Source organism: Pseudomonas spartinae (assembly GCF_965197125.1).
Classification (GTDB): Bacteria; Pseudomonadota; Gammaproteobacteria; order Pseudomonadales; family Pseudomonadaceae; genus Aquipseudomonas; species Aquipseudomonas composti_A.
In genome coordinates this window covers 110,672-127,302 of record NZ_CBDAMB010000012.1, presented here as the reverse complement: position 1 = coordinate 127,302, position 16,631 = coordinate 110,672, and the positions used below count along the sequence as shown (strand labels likewise).

Annotated in this window: 12 protein-coding genes, 4 tRNA genes and 1 rRNA gene; all 17 read left to right on the top strand. The window is 59.3% G+C overall.

What is annotated here, in order from left to right; translation table 11 throughout:
• Nucleotides 1-104, top strand: a 5S ribosomal RNA gene (gene rrf / locus ACN8M7_RS22090); the annotation flags it as partial.
• A 317-nt stretch (nucleotides 105-421) separates the two neighbouring features.
• Nucleotides 422-1,387 (top strand): bifunctional biotin--[acetyl-CoA-carboxylase] ligase/biotin operon repressor BirA, encoded by a 966-nt coding sequence (birA, locus tag ACN8M7_RS22085; protein ID WP_490262172.1) that lies wholly within the window; start codon nucleotides 422-424, stop codon nucleotides 1,385-1,387.
• Nucleotides 1,377-2,126 carry a pantothenate kinase gene (locus ACN8M7_RS22080; protein WP_490262171.1) on the top strand — a complete coding sequence of 250 codons (750 nt, stop codon included), beginning with the start codon at nucleotides 1,377-1,379 and terminating at the stop codon, nucleotides 2,124-2,126. Before birA ends, ACN8M7_RS22080 begins: the two co-directional genes overlap by 11 nt.
• A gap of 8 nt (nucleotides 2,127-2,134) precedes the next feature.
• Entirely contained in the window at nucleotides 2,135-2,821 is a 687-nt protein-coding gene (locus ACN8M7_RS22075; protein WP_061239597.1) for an SPOR domain-containing protein, read from the top strand.
• Nucleotides 2,822-2,962: 141 nt separating this feature from the next.
• Nucleotides 2,963-3,047: transfer RNA gene (locus ACN8M7_RS22070), tRNA-Tyr, on the top strand.
• A 24-nt stretch (nucleotides 3,048-3,071) separates the two neighbouring features.
• A tRNA-Gly gene (locus tag ACN8M7_RS22065) sits at nucleotides 3,072-3,145 on the top strand.
• A gap of 26 nt (nucleotides 3,146-3,171) precedes the next feature.
• Nucleotides 3,172-3,247 (top strand) — tRNA-Thr (locus ACN8M7_RS22060).
• 84 nt (nucleotides 3,248-3,331) lie between these two features.
• Complete coding sequence (gene tuf, locus ACN8M7_RS22055) at nucleotides 3,332-4,525, top strand: elongation factor Tu (RefSeq protein ID WP_099526264.1); 1,194 nt, start codon at nucleotides 3,332-3,334, stop codon at nucleotides 4,523-4,525.
• Between the two features lie 53 nt (nucleotides 4,526-4,578).
• Nucleotides 4,579-4,654 (top strand) — tRNA-Trp (locus tag ACN8M7_RS22050).
• Nucleotides 4,655-4,696: 42 nt separating this feature from the next.
• On the top strand, nucleotides 4,697-5,065 hold the full coding sequence (gene secE / locus ACN8M7_RS22045; protein WP_061237594.1) for a preprotein translocase subunit SecE: 369 nt from the start codon (nucleotides 4,697-4,699) through the stop codon (nucleotides 5,063-5,065).
• 9 nt (nucleotides 5,066-5,074) lie between these two features.
• Entirely contained in the window at nucleotides 5,075-5,608 is a 534-nt protein-coding gene (gene nusG / locus ACN8M7_RS22040; RefSeq protein ID WP_061237595.1) for a transcription termination/antitermination protein NusG, read from the top strand.
• A gap of 119 nt (nucleotides 5,609-5,727) precedes the next feature.
• Nucleotides 5,728-6,159 carry a 50S ribosomal protein L11 gene (gene rplK / locus ACN8M7_RS22035; RefSeq protein WP_021488823.1) on the top strand — a complete coding sequence of 144 codons (432 nt, stop codon included), beginning with the start codon at nucleotides 5,728-5,730 and terminating at the stop codon, nucleotides 6,157-6,159.
• A complete protein-coding gene (rplA, locus tag ACN8M7_RS22030; RefSeq protein ID WP_061237596.1) occupies nucleotides 6,159-6,854 on the top strand; it encodes a 50S ribosomal protein L1 in 696 nt (231 codons plus the stop codon). Before rplK ends, rplA begins: the two co-directional genes overlap by 1 nt.
• A gap of 212 nt (nucleotides 6,855-7,066) precedes the next feature.
• Nucleotides 7,067-7,567, top strand: a complete 501-nt coding sequence (gene rplJ, locus ACN8M7_RS22025; RefSeq protein ID WP_003463333.1) for a 50S ribosomal protein L10 — start codon at nucleotides 7,067-7,069, stop codon at nucleotides 7,565-7,567.
• Between the two features lie 80 nt (nucleotides 7,568-7,647).
• Nucleotides 7,648-8,016, top strand: a complete 369-nt coding sequence (rplL, locus tag ACN8M7_RS22020) for a 50S ribosomal protein L7/L12 (protein ID WP_061237597.1) — start codon at nucleotides 7,648-7,650, stop codon at nucleotides 8,014-8,016.
• Nucleotides 8,017-8,237: 221 nt separating this feature from the next.
• Nucleotides 8,238-12,311, top strand: coding sequence for a DNA-directed RNA polymerase subunit beta (gene rpoB, locus ACN8M7_RS22015; RefSeq protein ID WP_061237598.1), 4,074 nt, complete (start codon nucleotides 8,238-8,240; stop codon nucleotides 12,309-12,311).
• A gap of 63 nt (nucleotides 12,312-12,374) precedes the next feature.
• Nucleotides 12,375-16,574 carry a DNA-directed RNA polymerase subunit beta' gene (rpoC, locus tag ACN8M7_RS22010; RefSeq protein ID WP_490262170.1) on the top strand — a complete coding sequence of 1,400 codons (4,200 nt, stop codon included), beginning with the start codon at nucleotides 12,375-12,377 and terminating at the stop codon, nucleotides 16,572-16,574.
• The last annotated feature ends 57 nt before the right edge of the window (nucleotides 16,575-16,631 follow it).

Here is a 16,631-nt window from a genome sequence, read left to right as displayed (position 1 = left end):
AGAGCGTTGGAACCACCTGATCCCATCCCGAACTCAGTAGTGAAACGACGCATCGCCGATGGTAGTGTGGTGCTTCACCATGTGAGAGTAGGTCATCGTCAAGCTCCTATACGAAACCCCAGATCGCTAACGCGGTCTGGGGTTTCTTCTTTGCGCGCGGGAAAACGCAGGGCGTGCACGCGCAACGCGCAATTATTCGGTCGCGTCGGTGTGCAGGCCGCACCCTGCGCGTTGTCGGCGCTAATTAGAGATCAATAAAAAGGCCACCTTGAAGGTGGCCTTTGGTGTTTTTGGCCTCTGGGAGTGTGATATCGCACTGGAGCGGGCCTTTCTTCTATGTGGCCTTCTTCTGTGTCCCGTTTTCTATGCAAGCTGAGGCCTCGTCGTTATCATGCCAGCCTTGTTCGTAGCGGGGCTTGGCATGCTGGAATTGTTGAAACTTCTGCAGGATGGTCGATTCCATTCCGGGGAGGCCCTGGGGGCGACGCTCGGGATCAGTCGAAGTGCCATCTGGAAGCAGCTGCAGGGCCTGGAGGCTGAGCTGGGGCTTGAGGTGTTCAAGGTTCCTGGTCGCGGCTACAGGTTGTCTGCGCCCATGACCCTGCTGGATGCCGAGCAGATCGCGCGTGGTGCTGGTGGGGTCAGTTGGCCGGTGTCTGTCGAGTCCAGTGTGGATTCCACCAACGCGGAGATCTTTCGTCGCCTCGATGCTGGGGCGCGTGCCCCCTTCGCCCTGCTGGCTGAGCGGCAGACCGCCGGGCGTGGCCGCCGTGGCCGGGTCTGGGCAAGTCCCTTTGCTGAAAATCTCTACTGTAGTGTTGTTCTGCGCGTCGATGGTGGCATGAGCCAGGTCGAGGCGTTGAGTCTGACGGTCGGCCTTGCTGTCGCGAAAACGCTTCATTCGATTGGATTGAAGGATGCGCGGCTCAAGTGGCCGAATGACGTGCTGGTCAACGGGCACAAGATATCCGGGATTCTTCTCGAGTTGGCCGGAGATCCGGCTGACGTCTGTCATGTCGTGATCGGTATTGGTATCAACGTCAACATGGCCGTGGATACGCCTTCGATCATTGATCAGCCATGGACATCCGTGCGCCAGTGTCTTGGGCGCTTGCTCGATCGTAATGAGCTTGCCGGCGAGTTGTTGCAGCAGCTGCAGGCCTGTCTTTCCATTCATTGGCAGCGCGGCTTTGCTGGCTTGCGAGATGAGTGGGAGGGGTTGCATGCGTGGCGCGGTCGCTCCGTGGCGTTGACGGCAGGGGCGAATGCAACCCTGGGCGTGGTGCTTGGGGTCGATGAGCGCGGGGCTATTAGACTGAGTGTGGATGGTGTCGATCGCTCGTTCAGTGGTGGTGAGTTGAGCCTGAGGTTGCAGCATGATTCTTGAGCTCGACTGCGGTAATAGTTTTATCAAGTGGCGAGTGATCTCCAGTGACGGCGCGCAGCGTCTCTTTGCCGGTGTGGTGGACTCCGATGCTGCGCTCTTCGAGTCCTTGGCAGAGGCGCCTGGTCTGCAGGTGGGTCGTTGCCGCTTGGTCAGCGTCCGTAGCGATGCGGAAACCGAGCAGCTGGTTGAGCGTCTACGTGAGCGTCTAGGGGTCGAGGCGGTCTGTGCCCAATCCGCCAGTCAGGTCGGGGGGGTGAGCAACGGTTACGAGGATTTCCGGCGTCTTGGTCTGGATCGATGGTTGGCGGTTCTGGGGGCCTATCATCTGGGGCAGCGGGCTTGTCTGGTGGTGGATCTCGGGACAGCGGTGACGGCTGACTTCGTTTCCGTCGAAGGCACCCACCTGGGGGGCTTCATCTGTCCAGGGTTGCCGTTGATGCGTGATCAGTTGAGTACACATACGCGGCGCATTCGCTACGATCGTCAGGTGGCTCTCGCCGCTCTGCAGGAGCTGGAGCCAGGGCGTTCGACTGCCGAGGCCGTCGAGCGAGGCTGTGTATTGATGTTGCGTGGCTTCGTGGTCGAGCAACTGCTGCAGGCTCAGGCTCGTTTTCCTGAGGGCTTCGAGGTGTTCCTGACGGGGGGCGACGCTGACCTGGTGCGAGATGTGGTCCCAGGTGCGCAGGTTGTCCCTGATCTGGTTTTTGTCGGACTGGCTATTGCCTGTCCCTTCAATTGAGGCAAGGCATGCGCTGGATTCTTCTACTGCTTCTGCTGCTCAATGCCTTTTATTACGTCTGGCATCAACAGCAGGCGCCGTTGCGGGCCAAGGAAGTTGCTCCAGCCAGCGGGTACCAGGCTGCTCGCAAGGATATTCGCCTGCTGAGCGAGGCGGATGCGCCACAAGCTCGTGGTGAGCCGGTGGCGGCTGTTGATGCGCCAGCTCCCGATGCGGCTGTTTGTCTTTTCCTCGGCAGTTTTGAAGAAGAGGCGAAAGCCAAGGTCGTCGAGCAGCGGCTGCTGAGCCTGGATATTCAAGCCGAAGTGCGTAGCGTCGATGCGGCTGCGGGGGTGGAGTACTGGGTTTATCTCCCGCCGCTGGCATCCCGTCAGGCCTCGCTGCGGCAGTTGCGCGAGCTGCAGGCCCGGCGCATCGATAGCTACATCATTACTCAGGGCGAGCTGGCCAATGGCATATCGCTCGGCATATTCCCTCGCAGTGACTCGGCTGATAGCGTCGTGCAGCGTCTACGCGACGTTGGCTACGAGCCGCAGGTGCGTGAGTTGTCGCGGGCGCATCGCAATTTCTGGGTGCGCGTGGCGCCGCAAAGTCGGCGCTTGGCCGACGAGTTTTTGCTTGGGCGGCTGGCTGGTGACTTCGCTGGTTTGCAGCATCAATTAATGCCTTGTGAAGGCGTTGCATTGCTCCAGTAGTTTGCATAGAATGGCGCCCGCTTCGCAGGGTGGTCAAAGTTGTTTCCCGACGAAGATGTTGTCAAAGTAGCTAACCTCAAGATTTTAATGAGAAAAAGCTTGACAGCAGGGTGGCAGATCTAGAAAATGCCGCCTCACTTTGGAGGGGTTCCCGAGCGGCCAAAGGGATCAGACTGTAAATCTGACGTCATCGACTTCGAAGGTTCGAATCCTTCCCCCTCCACCAGATTCAGCGTGAGCTGCAAGCTCCGCGGGTATAGTTCAGTGGTAGAACCTCAGCCTTCCAAGCTGATGATGCGGGTTCGATTCCCGCTACCCGCTCCAGTTTGTGGCTGGCGCAATAGAGTTTGGCTCATGTAGCTCAGTTGGTAGAGCACACCCTTGGTAAGGGTGAGGTCAGCGGTTCAAGTCCGCTCATGAGCTCCATCTAATGAAGGCAGATATGAAAGTATCTGCCTTTGTTTTAATGGCGGCATGGCTTGCTCAATTCTTCGCTAGGAGACGGTCAAGATGGCTAAAGAGAAATTCGAACGTAACAAACCGCACGTCAACGTCGGCACCATCGGTCACGTTGACCACGGTAAAACCACTCTGACCGCTGCTCTGACCCGCGTCTGCTCCGAAGTTTTCGGTTCGGCCAAGGTCGATTTCGACAAGATCGATAGCGCGCCGGAAGAGAAGGCTCGTGGTATCACCATCAATACTGCACACGTAGAGTACGATTCCAACATTCGTCACTACGCGCACGTTGACTGCCCGGGTCACGCCGACTACGTGAAGAACATGATCACCGGTGCTGCCCAGATGGACGGCGCGATCCTGGTCTGCTCGGCTGCCGACGGCCCGATGCCGCAAACCCGTGAGCACATTCTGCTGTCCCGTCAGGTTGGCGTACCGTACATCGTCGTGTTCCTGAACAAGGCCGACATGGTTGACGACGCTGAGCTGCTGGAACTGGTCGAGATGGAAGTTCGCGACCTGCTGAGCACCTACGATTTCCCGGGTGACGACACTCCGATCATCATCGGCTCCGCGCTGATGGCTCTGAACGGCGAAGACACCAACGAGATGGGCACCACTGCCGTCAAGAAACTGGTTGAAACTCTGGATAGCTACATTCCTGAGCCGGTTCGTGCCATCGATCGTCCGTTCCTGATGCCGATCGAAGACGTATTCTCGATCTCCGGCCGCGGTACTGTTGTTACCGGTCGTGTAGAGCGCGGTATCGTCAAGATCCAGGAAGAAATCGAAATCGTTGGTCTGCGTCCGACCACCAAAACCACCTGCACCGGCGTTGAGATGTTCCGCAAGCTGCTGGACGAAGGTCGTGCTGGTGAGAACTGCGGCGTGCTGCTGCGCGGCACCAAGCGTGATGAAGTCGAGCGCGGTCAGGTTCTGGCCAAGCCGGGCACCATCAAGCCGCACACCAAGTTCGAAGCTGAAGTGTACGTTCTGTCCAAAGAAGAAGGTGGTCGTCACACCCCGTTCTTCAAGGGCTACCGTCCGCAGTTCTACTTCCGTACCACTGACGTGACCGGTTCGTGCGAACTGCCGGAAGGCGTTGAGATGGTAATGCCGGGCGACAACATCAAAATGGTTGTCACCCTGATCAAGCCGATCGCCATGGAAGATGGTCTGCGTTTCGCGATTCGCGAAGGCGGCCGTACCGTTGGTGCTGGCGTGGTTGCCAAGATCGTCGAGTAATCGGTTGATCTGTTCCTCTCAGGCCGGCATAATGGTCGGCCTGATTTTGCTTTAGGTCAGTAGCTCAATTGGCAGAGCGGCGGTCTCCAAAACCGCAGGTTGGGGGTTCGATTCCCTCCTGACCTGCCATTTTCTAACGAATCTGGCGTGTCTTTCACAGGATCCTCTCGAATGAATGTTAAGGCTGAAGCCAAAGACTCTCGCTTTGATCTGGTCAAGTGGCTGGTTGTCGCTGCCCTGGTTGTTGTGGGTGTCGTAGGTAATCAGTACTTCTCTGCTGAGCCGGTTCTGTATCGTGTTCTGGGTCTGGTTGCATTGGGTGCTGCTGCTGCTTTCGTGGCATTTCAAACTGCTCGTGGTCAGGCCTTTGCGGTATTGCTGAAAGAAGCCCGCGTCGAGATTCGTAAAGTTGTTTGGCCGACCCGCCAGGAAACCACTCAGACGACCCTGATCGTCGTGGCGGTGGTTCTGGTAATGGCGCTGCTGCTGTGGGGGCTCGATTCCCTGCTCGGTTGGCTTGTTTCCCTGATTGTTGGTTAAGGGTGTCTCGTGGCTAAGCGTTGGTACGTCGTGCATGCATACTCGGGTTACGAGAAGCATGTCATGCGCTCGCTCATCGAGCGCGTGAAACTGGCTGGTATGGAAGAAGACTTTGGCGAGATTCTCGTTCCCACTGAAGAAGTGGTCGAGATGCGCAACGGTCAGAAGCGCAAAAGTGAGCGCAAGTTCTTCCCTGGCTATGTTCTGGTGCAGATGGAAATGAACGAGGCGACTTGGCACTTGATCAAGGATACGCCGCGCGTCATGGGCTTCATTGGTGGTACTGCCGACAAGCCGGCACCGATCACCGAGAAGGAAGCTGAAGCCATCCTGCGTCGTGTTGCCGATAGCGGTGACAAGCCCAAGCCGAAAACACTGTTCGAGCCGGGCGAAATGGTACGAGTTGTCGATGGCCCGTTCGCCGATTTCGGTGGTGTGGTCGAAGAAGTGAATTACGAGAAGAGCCGCATCCAGGTTGCTGTGACTATTTTTGGTCGCTCCACCCCGGTCGAGCTGGAGTTCAGTCAGGTCGAGAAGGCATAACTGACATAAGCATCCCTCACCCCGCAGCCTTAGGCTGCGGGGTTTTGTCGTCACTGGGATAAATGCGTAAGTAACCTCGGGGAGCCGTCAGGCGTTCGAACCCGAAATTGGAGTAGCTAATGGCTAAGAAGATTCAGGCTTATATCAAGCTGCAGGTTAAAGCCGGTCAGGCAAACCCGTCGCCACCCGTTGGTCCGGCTCTGGGTCAGCACGGTGTGAACATCATGGAATTCTGCAAGGCGTTCAACGCCAAGACTCAGGGCATGGAACCTGGTCTGCCGACTCCTGTGATCATCACTGTTTACAGCGACCGCAGCTTCACCTTTGAAACCAAGAGCACCCCGGCATCGGTACTGCTGAAGAAGGCCGCCGGCCTGTCCAGCGGTTCCGCTCGTCCGAACACCGTCAAAGTAGGCACCGTTACCCGTGCTCAGCTGGAAGAGATCGCCAAGACCAAACAGGCTGATCTGACTGCCGCTGACCTGGATGCGGCCGTGCGCACCATCGCCGGCTCCGCTCGTAGCATGGGCCTGAACGTGGAGGGTGTGTAATGGCTAAGTTGACCAAGCGCCAAAAGGCCATCGCGGCCAAGGTTGAAGCCGGCAAGGCTTACACCTTCGAAGAAGCTGCCGGCCTGCTGGCCGAGCTGTCTGCTGTCAAGTTCACCGAGTCCTTCGACGTCGCTGTGAACCTGGGCGTAGACCCGCGTAAATCCGACCAGGTTGTACGTGGTGCCACCGTTCTGCCGAACGGCACTGGCAAATCCGTACGCGTTGCCGTGTTCACCCAGGGTCCGGGCGCTGAAGCTGCTCTGGCTGCCGGTGCTGACAAGGTTGGTATGGATGAGCTGGCTGCCGAAATGAAGGCTGGCGATCTGAACTACGACGTGGTCATCGCTTCTCCGGACGCCATGCGTGTTGTTGGCCAGCTGGGTCAGGTACTGGGCCCGCGCGGTCTGATGCCGAACCCGAAAGTCGGCACCGTGACTCCGGATGTTGCGACCGCTGTCAAGAACGCCAAGGCTGGCCAGGTACGTTTCCGTACCGACAAGAACGGCATCATCCACACCTCCGTTGGCAAGGTCGGCTTCGAAGCCGCTGCGCTGAAGCAGAACGTGGAAGCCCTGCTGTCTGACCTCAAGCGTCTGAAGCCGTCCACCTCGAAAGGTATCTACGTCAAGCGTGTGACCCTGAGCACCACCATGGGTCCGGGTCTGATCATCGATCAGGCTTCGCTCGACGCGTAAGTGATTGGGTCGGCGGCGTGCGCGCCGCCGGCTTTGAAAGATTGGGGTCCCTGCCTGGCGGGGGCTATCCAAGACCGTAGGTGACAGTTGTTTTAAACGTCAGGCTTGCCTGATGGCCTACGCAGATGGTGCTCCCGATTCGTTACCGAATCAGACACCAAAACGCCGCCGAACTTCGGTTCAGCGAAACGGTAAAAACCAGGAGTAAACCCGTGGCAATTAAACTCGAAGACAAGAAGGCCATCGTCGCTGAAGTCAACGAGGCTGCCAAAGCCGGTCTGTCCGCTGTCGTGGCTGATGCCCGTGGCGTGACCGTCGGCGCAATGACCGGACTCCGTAAAGAGGCCCGCGAAGCTGGTGTGTACGTGAAAGTCGTGCGTAACACCCTGCTCAAGCGCGCCGTTGAAGGCACTCAGTTCGACGTGCTCAACGACGTGTTCAAAGGCCCGACCCTGATCGCTTTCTCCAACGAACACCCGGGCGCTGCTGCTCGTCTGTTCAAGGAGTTCGCCAAGGGTCAGGACAAGTTCGAGATCAAGGCAGCTGCGTTCGAGGGCAAGTACCTCGCAGCAAACCAGATCGACGTACTGGCAAGTCTGCCGACCCGCGACGAGGGCATCGCCCAGCTGATGAGCGTTATTCAAGGCGCCACCAGCAAACTCGCTCGCACTCTGGCAGCTATTCGCGACCAGAAAGAAGCTGCTGCTGCCTAAGGCGGCGTGAGCACTTTCGAAATCAAACGTTTAATTTGATGGTCGCGTAGGCCGTCACCCCAATACAGGAATTGATAGTCATGTCTCTGACTAACGAGCAAATCATCGAAGCAATCGGCCAGAAATCCGTTATGGAAATCGTTGAGCTGATCAAAGCGATGGAAGAAACCTTCGGCGTTACCGCCGCTGCTGCCGTTGCCGCTGGCCCGGCTGCCGCTGCTGCCGCTGTTGAAGAGCAGACCGAATTCAACGTCGTTCTGACTGAAGCTGGCGACAAGAAAGTGAACGTGATCAAGGCCGTTCGCGAGCTGACCGGTCTGGGCCTGAAAGAAGCCAAGGAGAAGGTTGACACCGCTCCTCAGGTCGTCGCTGAAGGTCTGACCAAAGAAGCTGCTGAAGACGCCAAGAAGAAGCTGGAAGAAGCTGGCGCCAAGGTCGAGCTCAAGTAAGTTCGCACCTTGCGTCTACAGCCCGAGCGACTCGCACAAGGCTGATGGCTGGTGGCTTTTGCCACCGGCCTTTTTCCGTTCTAGGTTGGCTGTTCGTCAGTCAGCCTGGAGCTGGAAAGATCCCGCCAAAGAGGCGGCCGCAAACCGAGGGTTTGCACGATTTTCTGGTCACCGCCGCCGGCGTTGGCCAAATAAGCAGGTGACCAAGCTGGGGAACGCTGATGGCTTACTCATACACTGAGAAAAAACGTATCCGCAAGGACTTTAGCAAGTTGCCGGATGTCATGGATGTGCCTTACCTCCTGGCCATCCAGCTGGATTCGTATCGCGAATTCCTGCAGCAAGGGGTGAGCAAGGAACAGTTCCGTGACATCGGCCTGCATGCGGCCTTCAAATCCGTATTCCCGATCATCAGCTACTCCGGCAATGCCGCTCTGGAGTACGTCGGCTATCGCCTGGGCGAGCCTGCGTTCGACGTCAAGGAGTGCGTCCTGCGTGGCGTGACCTTCGCCGTACCGCTGCGCGTGAAAGTCCGTCTGATCATTTTCGACAAAGAGTCGTCGAACAAAGCGATCAAGGACATCAAGGAGCAGGAAGTTTACATGGGCGAGATTCCGCTCATGACCGAGAACGGTACCTTCGTTATCAACGGTACCGAGCGTGTGATCGTTTCCCAGCTGCACCGTTCGCCGGGTGTGTTCTTCGACCACGACCGTGGCAAGACCCACAGCTCGGGCAAGCTGCTGTACTCCGCGCGCATCATTCCTTACCGCGGTTCCTGGTTGGACTTCGAGTTCGATCCGAAGGACGCGGTATTCGTGCGTATCGACCGTCGCCGCAAACTGCCGGCGTCCGTTCTGCTGCGCGCGCTCGGCTACAGCACCGAAGAAGTGCTCGATGCCTTCTACGACACCAACGTCTACCACGTTAAGAACGAAGGCCTGAGCCTGGAGCTGGTGCCGCAGCGTCTGCGTGGTGAAGTCGCAGTCCTGGACATCAAGGACGGCAGCGGCAAGGTGATCGTGGAGCAGGGCCGTCGTATCACTGCCCGCCACATCAACCAGCTGGACAAGGCTGGCATCAAAGAGCTGGACGTTCCGCTCGAATACGTCATTGGCCGTACCACTGCCAAGGCTATCGTGCACCCGGCCACTGGCGAGATCATCGCCGAGTGCAACACCGAGCTGACCGCCGACCTGCTGGTCAAGATGGCCAAGGCCCAGGTTGTCCGCTTCGAGACCCTGTACACCAACGACATCGATTGCGGCCCGTTCATCAGCGACACGCTGAAGATCGACGGCACCACCAATCAGTTGGAAGCGCTGGTCGAGATCTACCGCATGATGCGTCCTGGCGAGCCGCCAACCAAGGATGCTGCCGAGACGCTGTTCAACAACCTGTTCTTCAGCGCCGAGCGTTACGATCTGTCCGCCGTCGGCCGCATGAAGTTCAACCGTCGTATCGGCCGTACCGAGATCGAAGGTTCGGGCGTGCTGTCGCGTGAAGACATCGTTGCCGTGCTCAAGACCCTGGTCGACATCCGCAACGGCAAAGGCATCGTCGATGACATCGACCACCTGGGTAACCGTCGCGTGCGTTGCGTCGGCGAGATGGCTGAGAACCAGTTCCGCGTTGGCCTGGTGCGCGTAGAGCGCGCGGTCAAGGAACGTCTGTCGATGGCCGAAAGCGAAGGCCTGATGCCGCAGGACCTGATCAACGCCAAACCGGTTGCGGCGGCGGTGAAGGAGTTCTTCGGTTCCAGCCAGCTCTCGCAGTTCATGGACCAGAACAACCCGCTCTCCGAGATCACCCACAAGCGCCGCGTTTCCGCGCTCGGCCCAGGTGGTCTGACCCGTGAGCGCGCCGGCTTCGAAGTCCGCGACGTACACCCGACCCACTACGGCCGCGTGTGCCCGATCGAAACGCCGGAAGGTCCGAACATCGGTCTGATCAACTCGCTGGCTGCCTACGCCCGCACCAACCAGTACGGCTTCCTGGAAAGCCCGTACCGCGTGGTCAAGGAAGGTCAGGTCACCGACGAGATCGTGTTCCTGTCCGCTATCGAAGAAGCCGATCACGTGATCGCTCAGGCGTCCGCGACCCTGAACGACAAAGGTCAGCTGATCGACGAGCTGGTCGCCGTACGTCACCTGAACGAATTCACCGTCAAGGCGCCGGAAGACGTCACCCTGATGGACGTGTCGCCGAAGCAGGTAGTCTCGGTTGCCGCCTCGCTGATTCCGTTCCTCGAGCACGACGACGCCAACCGTGCACTCATGGGTTCGAACATGCAGCGTCAGGCTGTGCCGACCCTGCGCGCCGACAAGCCGCTGGTAGGTACCGGCATGGAGCGCAACGTCGCCCGTGACTCCGGCGTCTGCGTCGTGGCCCGTCGTGGCGGTGTGATCGACTCGGTCGATGCCAGCCGTATCGTGGTTCGTGTCAACGATGACGAAGTTGAAACTGGCGAAGCCGGTGTCGACATCTACAACCTGACCAAGTACACCCGCTCCAACCAGAACACCTGCATCAACCAGCGTCCGCTGGTGAGCAAAGGTGACAAGGTTGCGCGCAGCGACATCATGGCTGACGGCCCGTCCACCGACATGGGTGAACTGGCGCTGGGTCAGAACATGCGCGTTGCGTTCATGCCGTGGAACGGCTTCAACTTCGAAGACTCCATCTGCCTGTCCGAGCGTGTGGTTCAGGAAGACCGCTTCACCACCATCCACATTCAGGAACTGACCTGTGTGGCGCGTGACACCAAGCTCGGCCCAGAGGAAATCTCCTCTGACATCCCGAACGTGGGCGAAGCTGCGCTGAACAAGCTGGACGAAGCCGGTATCGTCTACGTCGGTGCCGAAGTCGGCCCGGGCGACATCCTGGTCGGTAAGGTCACTCCGAAAGGCGAGACCCAGCTGACTCCGGAAGAAAAACTGCTGCGTGCGATCTTCGGTGAGAAGGCGTCCGACGTTAAGGACACCTCCCTGCGTGTGCCGACTGGCACCAAGGGTACCGTCATCGACGTACAGGTCTTCACCCGTGACGGCGTCGAGCGCGACAGCCGCGCCCTGGCCATCGAGAAGCAGCAACTGGACGAGATCCGCAAGGATCTGAACGAAGAGTTCCGCATCGTCGAAGGCGCGACCTTCGAGCGTCTGCGTTCGGCGCTGGTTGGCGCTATCGCTGAAGGCGGCGCTGGTCTGAAGAAAGGCACCGCGATCACCGACGAGTTCCTCGACGGTCTGGAGCGTGGCCAGTGGTTCAAACTGCGCATGGCCGACGACGCCCTGAACGAGCAGCTGGAGAAGGCTCAGGCCTACATCTCCGACCGCCGTCAGATGCTCGACGACAAGTTCGAAGACAAGAAGCGCAAGCTGCAGCAGGGCGATGACCTGGCACCGGGCGTACTGAAGATCGTCAAGGTCTACCTGGCCATCCGCCGTCGCATCCAGCCGGGTGACAAGATGGCCGGTCGTCACGGTAACAAGGGTGTCGTCTCGGTGATCATGCCGGTCGAAGACATGCCGCATGACGCCAACGGTACTCCGGTCGACATCGTACTGAACCCGCTGGGCGTACCGTCGCGTATGAACGTCGGTCAGATCCTCGAAACCCACCTCGGCCTGGCGGCCAAGGGCCTGGGTGAGAAGATCAACCGCATGCTCGAAGAGCAGCGCAAGATCGCTGAACTGCGCAAGTTCCTCGCCGAGATCTACAACGAGATCGGTGGTCGTCAGGAAAACCTCGACGAGTTCTCCGATACCGAGATCCTCGAGCTGGCGAAGAACCTCAAAGGCGGTGTACCGATGGCGACTGCCGTGTTCGACGGCGCCAAGGAAACCGAGATCAAGGCCATGCTGAAGCTGGCTGATCTGCCGGAGAGCGGCCAGATGCGTCTGTTCGACGGTCGTACCGGTAACCAGTTCGAGCGCCCGACTACTGTCGGTTACATGTACATGCTGAAACTGAACCACCTGGTGGACGACAAGATGCACGCCCGTTCCACTGGTTCCTACAGCCTGGTTACCCAGCAGCCGCTGGGTGGTAAGGCGCAGTTCGGTGGTCAGCGCTTCGGGGAGATGGAGGTCTGGGCGCTGGAAGCCTATGGCGCCGCCTACACCCTGCAGGAAATGCTGACCGTGAAGTCGGACGATGTGAACGGCCGTACCAAGATGTACAAGAACATCGTGGATGGCGATCACCGTATGGAGCCGGGCATGCCCGAGTCCTTCAACGTACTGATCAAAGAGATCCGTTCGCTCGGCATCGATATCGATCTGGAAACCGAATAACACGACGTGAATCGGCAGCGGGGCTAGTCCAGCTCGCTGCCCGCTCCGCCAGGAGGAAAGGCCTTGAAAGACCTACTGAATTTGCTGAAAAACCAGGGTCAGATCGAAGAGTTCGACGCCATCCGTATCGGGTTGGCCTCGCCTGAGATGATCCGTTCGTGGTCGTTCGGTGAAGTTAAAAAACCGGAAACCATCAACTACCGTACCTTCAAGCCAGAGCGCGACGGCCTGTTCTGCGCCAAGATCTTTGGCCCGGTCAAGGACTACGAGTGCCTGTGCGGCAAGTACAAGCGCCTCAAGCACCGCGGTGTGATCTGCGAGAAGTGCGGCGTTGAAGTGGCCCTGGCCAAGGTTCGTCGTGAGCGCATGGCGCACATCGAACTGGCCTCGCCGGTCGCCCACATCTGGTTCCTCAAGTCGCTGCCGTCCCGTATCGGCCTGCTGATGGACATGACCCTGCGTGACATCGAGCGCGTGCTCTATTTCGAGAGCTACGTGGTGATCGATCCGGGCATGACCACCCTCGAGAAGGGTCAGCTGCTCAACGACGAGCAGTACTTCGAAGCCCTCGAAGAGTTCGGTGACGACTTCGACGCCCGTATGGGTGCCGAGGCCGTTCGCGAGCTGCTGCACGCCATCGACCTGGATCACGAGATCGGCCGCCTGCGCGAAGAGATTCCGCAGACCAACTCCGAGACCAAGATCAAGAAGCTGTCCAAGCGCCTGAAGCTGATGGAAGCCTTCAAGGACTCCGGCAACCTGCCGGAGTGGATGGTGCTGACCGTTCTGCCAGTTCTGCCGCCGGATCTGCGTCCGCTGGTACCGCTGGACGGTGGCCGCTTCGCAACGAGCGATCTGAACGATCTGTATCGCCGCGTGATCAACCGTAACAACCGTCTCAAGCGCCTGCTCGATCTGTCGGCGCCGGACATCATCGTGCGCAACGAAAAGCGCATGTTGCAGGAAGCGGTCGACGCCCTGCTCGACAACGGCCGTCGCGGTCGCGCCATCACTGGCTCGAACAAGCGTCCGCTGAAGTCGCTGGCCGACATGATCAAAGGCAAGCAAGGTCGCTTCCGTCAGAACCTGCTCGGTAAGCGCGTGGACTACTCCGGTCGTTCCGTAATTACCGTGGGCCCGACCCTGCGTCTGCATCAGTGCGGTCTGCCGAAGAAGATGGCTCTGGAGCTGTTCAAGCCGTTCATTTTCGGCAAGCTGGAAATGCGTGGTCTAGCGACCACCATCAAGGCGGCCAAGAAGATGGTCGAGCGCGAGCTGCCGGAGGTTTGGGACGTTCTCGCTGAAGTGATCCGCGAACACCCCGTACTGCTCAACCGCGCACCGACCCTGCACCGTCTGGGCATCCAGGCGTTCGAGCCGGTACTGATCGAAGGTAAAGCGATCCAGCTGCACCCGCTGGTCTGCGCCGCGTACAACGCCGACTTCGACGGTGACCAGATGGCCGTTCACGTGCCGCTGACCCTGGAAGCTCAGCTCGAAGCGCGCGCGCTGATGATGTCGACCAACAACATCCTCTCGCCCGCCAACGGCGAGCCGATCATCGTGCCGTCGCAGGACGTGGTACTGGGTCTGTACTACATGACCCGTGAAGCGGTGAACGCCAAGGGTGAAGGCCGCGTCTTCGCCGACCTGCAGGAAGTCGACCGCGTGTTCCGCGCCGGCGAAGCGTCCCTGCACGCCCGCGTGAAAGTGCGTATCAACGAAACCATCAAAGAGAAAGATGGTTCGATCACCAAGAACACCCGCATCGTCGACACCACTGTCGGCCGCGCGCTGCTGTTCCAGATCGTACCGGCCGGCCTGTCTTATGACGTGGTCAACCAGTCGATGAAGAAGAAGGCGATCTCCAAGCTGATCAACCAGTGCTACCGCACCGTGGGTCTGAAGGACACCGTCATCTTCGCCGACCAGCTGATGTACACCGGTTTCGCCTACTCGACCATCTCCGGTGTGTCGATCGGCGTGAACGACTTCGTCATCCCGGATGAGAAGGCGCGCATCATCGACGCCGCCACCGAGGAAGTGAAGGAAATCGAATCGCAGTACGCCTCCGGCCTGGTTACCCAGGGCGAGAAGTACAACAAGGTGATCGACCTCTGGTCGAAGGCCAACGATGAGGTCTCCAAGGCGATGATGGCCAACCTCTCGAAAGAGCCGGTTGTCGATCGCGAAGGCAAGACCGTCGAGCAGGAGTCCTTCAACTCCATGTACATGATGGCGGACTCCGGTGCGCGTGGTAGCGCCGCCCAGATCCGTCAGCTGGCCGGTATGCGTGGTCTGATGGCCAAGCCGGACGGTTCCATCATCGAGACGCCGATCACCGCGAACTTCCGCGAAGGTCTGTCGGTTCTGCAGTACTTCATCTCCACCCACGGTGCACGTAAAGGTCTGGCCGATACCGCACTGAAGACCGCGAACTCCGGTTACCTGACTCGTCGTCTGGTCGACGTGGCTCAGGATCTGGTGGTGACCGAGATCGATTGCGGCACCGAGCAGGGTCTGCTGATGACTCCGCACATTGAAGGCGGCGACGTGGTCGAGCCGCTGGGTGAACGCGTTCTGGGTCGTGTGATCGCCCGTGACGTGCCGAAACCAGGCACCGACGAGATCATCGTTCCGGCCGGTACCCTGATCGACGAGCAGTGGGTCGAGTTCATCGAGCTGAACAGCGTCGACGAAGTGGTCGTGCGTTCGCCGATCACCTGCGAAACCCGCTACGGTATCTGCGCCAAGTGCTACGGTCGCGATCTGGCCCGTGGTCACCGCGTCAACATCGGTGAGGCGGTCGGCGTTATCGCTGCCCAGTCCATTGGTGAGCCGGGTACCCAGCTGACCATGCGTACCTTCCACATCGGTGGTGCTGCAAGCCGTACCTCGGCTGCCGACAGCGTCCAGGTGAAGAACGGTGGTGCGATTCGTCTGCACAACCTCAAGCACGTCGAGCGTGTGGACGGCAACCTGGTAGCGGTTTCCCGCTCCGGTGAGCTGGCTGTTGCCGACGAGTTCGGTCGTGAGCGCGAGCGCTACAAGCTGCCGTACGGTGCCGTGATTTCCGTGAAGGAAGGTGACAAGGTCGACGCTGGCGCCATCGTCGCCAAGTGGGACCCGCACACCCACCCGATCGTGACCGAAATGAAGGGTGTCGTGACCTTCGTCGGCATGGAAGAGGCCATCACCATCAAGCGTCAGACCGACGAATTGACCGGTCTGACCAACATCGAGGTTCTCGATCCGAAGGATCGTCCTGCTGCTGGCAAGGACATTCGTCCGGCCATCAAGATGGTCGACACCAACGGCAAGGAACTGCTGCTGCCGGGTACCGACGTTCCCGCTCAGTACTTCCTGCCTGCCAACGCCCTGGTCGGCGTGGCGGACGGTGCGCAGATCGCGGTCGGTGACGTTATCGCCCGTATCCCGCAGGAAACCTCGAAGACCCGCGACATCACCGGTGGTCTGCCGCGCGTTGCTGACCTGTTCGAAGCCCGTCGTCCGAAGGAGGCTTCGATCCTGGCAGAAATCAGTGGCACCATCAGCTTCGGCAAGGAGACCAAAGGCAAGCGTCGTCTGGTCATCACGCCGACCGATGGCAGCGATCCGTACGAGGAGCTGATTCCGAAGTGGCGTCACCTGAACGTCTTCGAAGGCGAACAAGTGAACCGCGGCGAAGTTATCTCCGACGGTCCGAGCGATCCGCACGACATCCTGCGTCTGCTGGGCGTCAGCGCGCTGGCCAAGTACATCGTCAACGAGATCCAGGACGTGTACCGCCTGCAGGGCGTGAAGATCAACGACAAGCACATCGAGACCATCCTGCGTCAGATGCTGCGCAAGGTTGAAGTCAGCGAGTCCGGCGATTCGTCCTTCATCAAGGGCGACCAGATGGAGCTCACCCAGGTTCTGGGCGAGAACGAGCGTCTGGCCGAAGAGGACAAGTTCGTCGCCAAGTACACCCGCGTACTGCTGGGTATCACCAAGGCGTCGCTGTCCACCGAGTCGTTCATCTCGGCAGCGTCCTTCCAGGAAACCACTCGCGTCCTCACCGAGGCGGCGGTTACTGGCAAGCGCGACTACCTGCGTGGTCTGAAAGAGAACGTGGTCGTGGGTCGTCTGATCCCGGCCGGTACCGGTCTGGCCTATCACAGCGAGCGCAAGCGCAAGCGTGAAGCCGACAAGCCGGTACGTGTCAGCGCCAGTGAAGTGGAAGCCGCACTGACCGAAGCGCTGAACTCCAGCGGAAATTGAGTCGAAGCCTCGCTAGTTCGTTAGCGGGGCTTTGCCTTGACTGGGGGTGTGAGTCTC

Excerpts from the sequence above, each read along its gene's own strand:
- rplK (WP_021488823.1), top strand. The coding sequence starts at position 5,728 with ATGGCTAAGAAGATTCAGGCTTATATCAAGCTGCAGGTTAAAGCCGGT.
- rplL (WP_061237597.1), top strand. The coding sequence starts at position 7,648 with ATGTCTCTGACTAACGAGCAAATCATCGAAGCAATCGGCCAGAAATCC.
- ACN8M7_RS22080 (WP_490262171.1), top strand. The coding sequence starts at position 1,377 with ATGATTCTTGAGCTCGACTGCGGTAATAGTTTTATCAAGTGGCGAGTG.
- tuf (WP_099526264.1), top strand. The coding sequence starts at position 3,332 with ATGGCTAAAGAGAAATTCGAACGTAACAAACCGCACGTCAACGTCGGC.
- birA (WP_490262172.1), top strand. The coding sequence starts at position 422 with ATGCTGGAATTGTTGAAACTTCTGCAGGATGGTCGATTCCATTCCGGG.
- rplA (WP_061237596.1), top strand. The coding sequence starts at position 6,159 with ATGGCTAAGTTGACCAAGCGCCAAAAGGCCATCGCGGCCAAGGTTGAA.
- ACN8M7_RS22075 (WP_061239597.1), top strand. The coding sequence starts at position 2,135 with ATGCGCTGGATTCTTCTACTGCTTCTGCTGCTCAATGCCTTTTATTAC.
- secE (WP_061237594.1), top strand. The coding sequence starts at position 4,697 with ATGAATGTTAAGGCTGAAGCCAAAGACTCTCGCTTTGATCTGGTCAAG.
- rpoB (WP_061237598.1), top strand. The coding sequence starts at position 8,238 with ATGGCTTACTCATACACTGAGAAAAAACGTATCCGCAAGGACTTTAGC.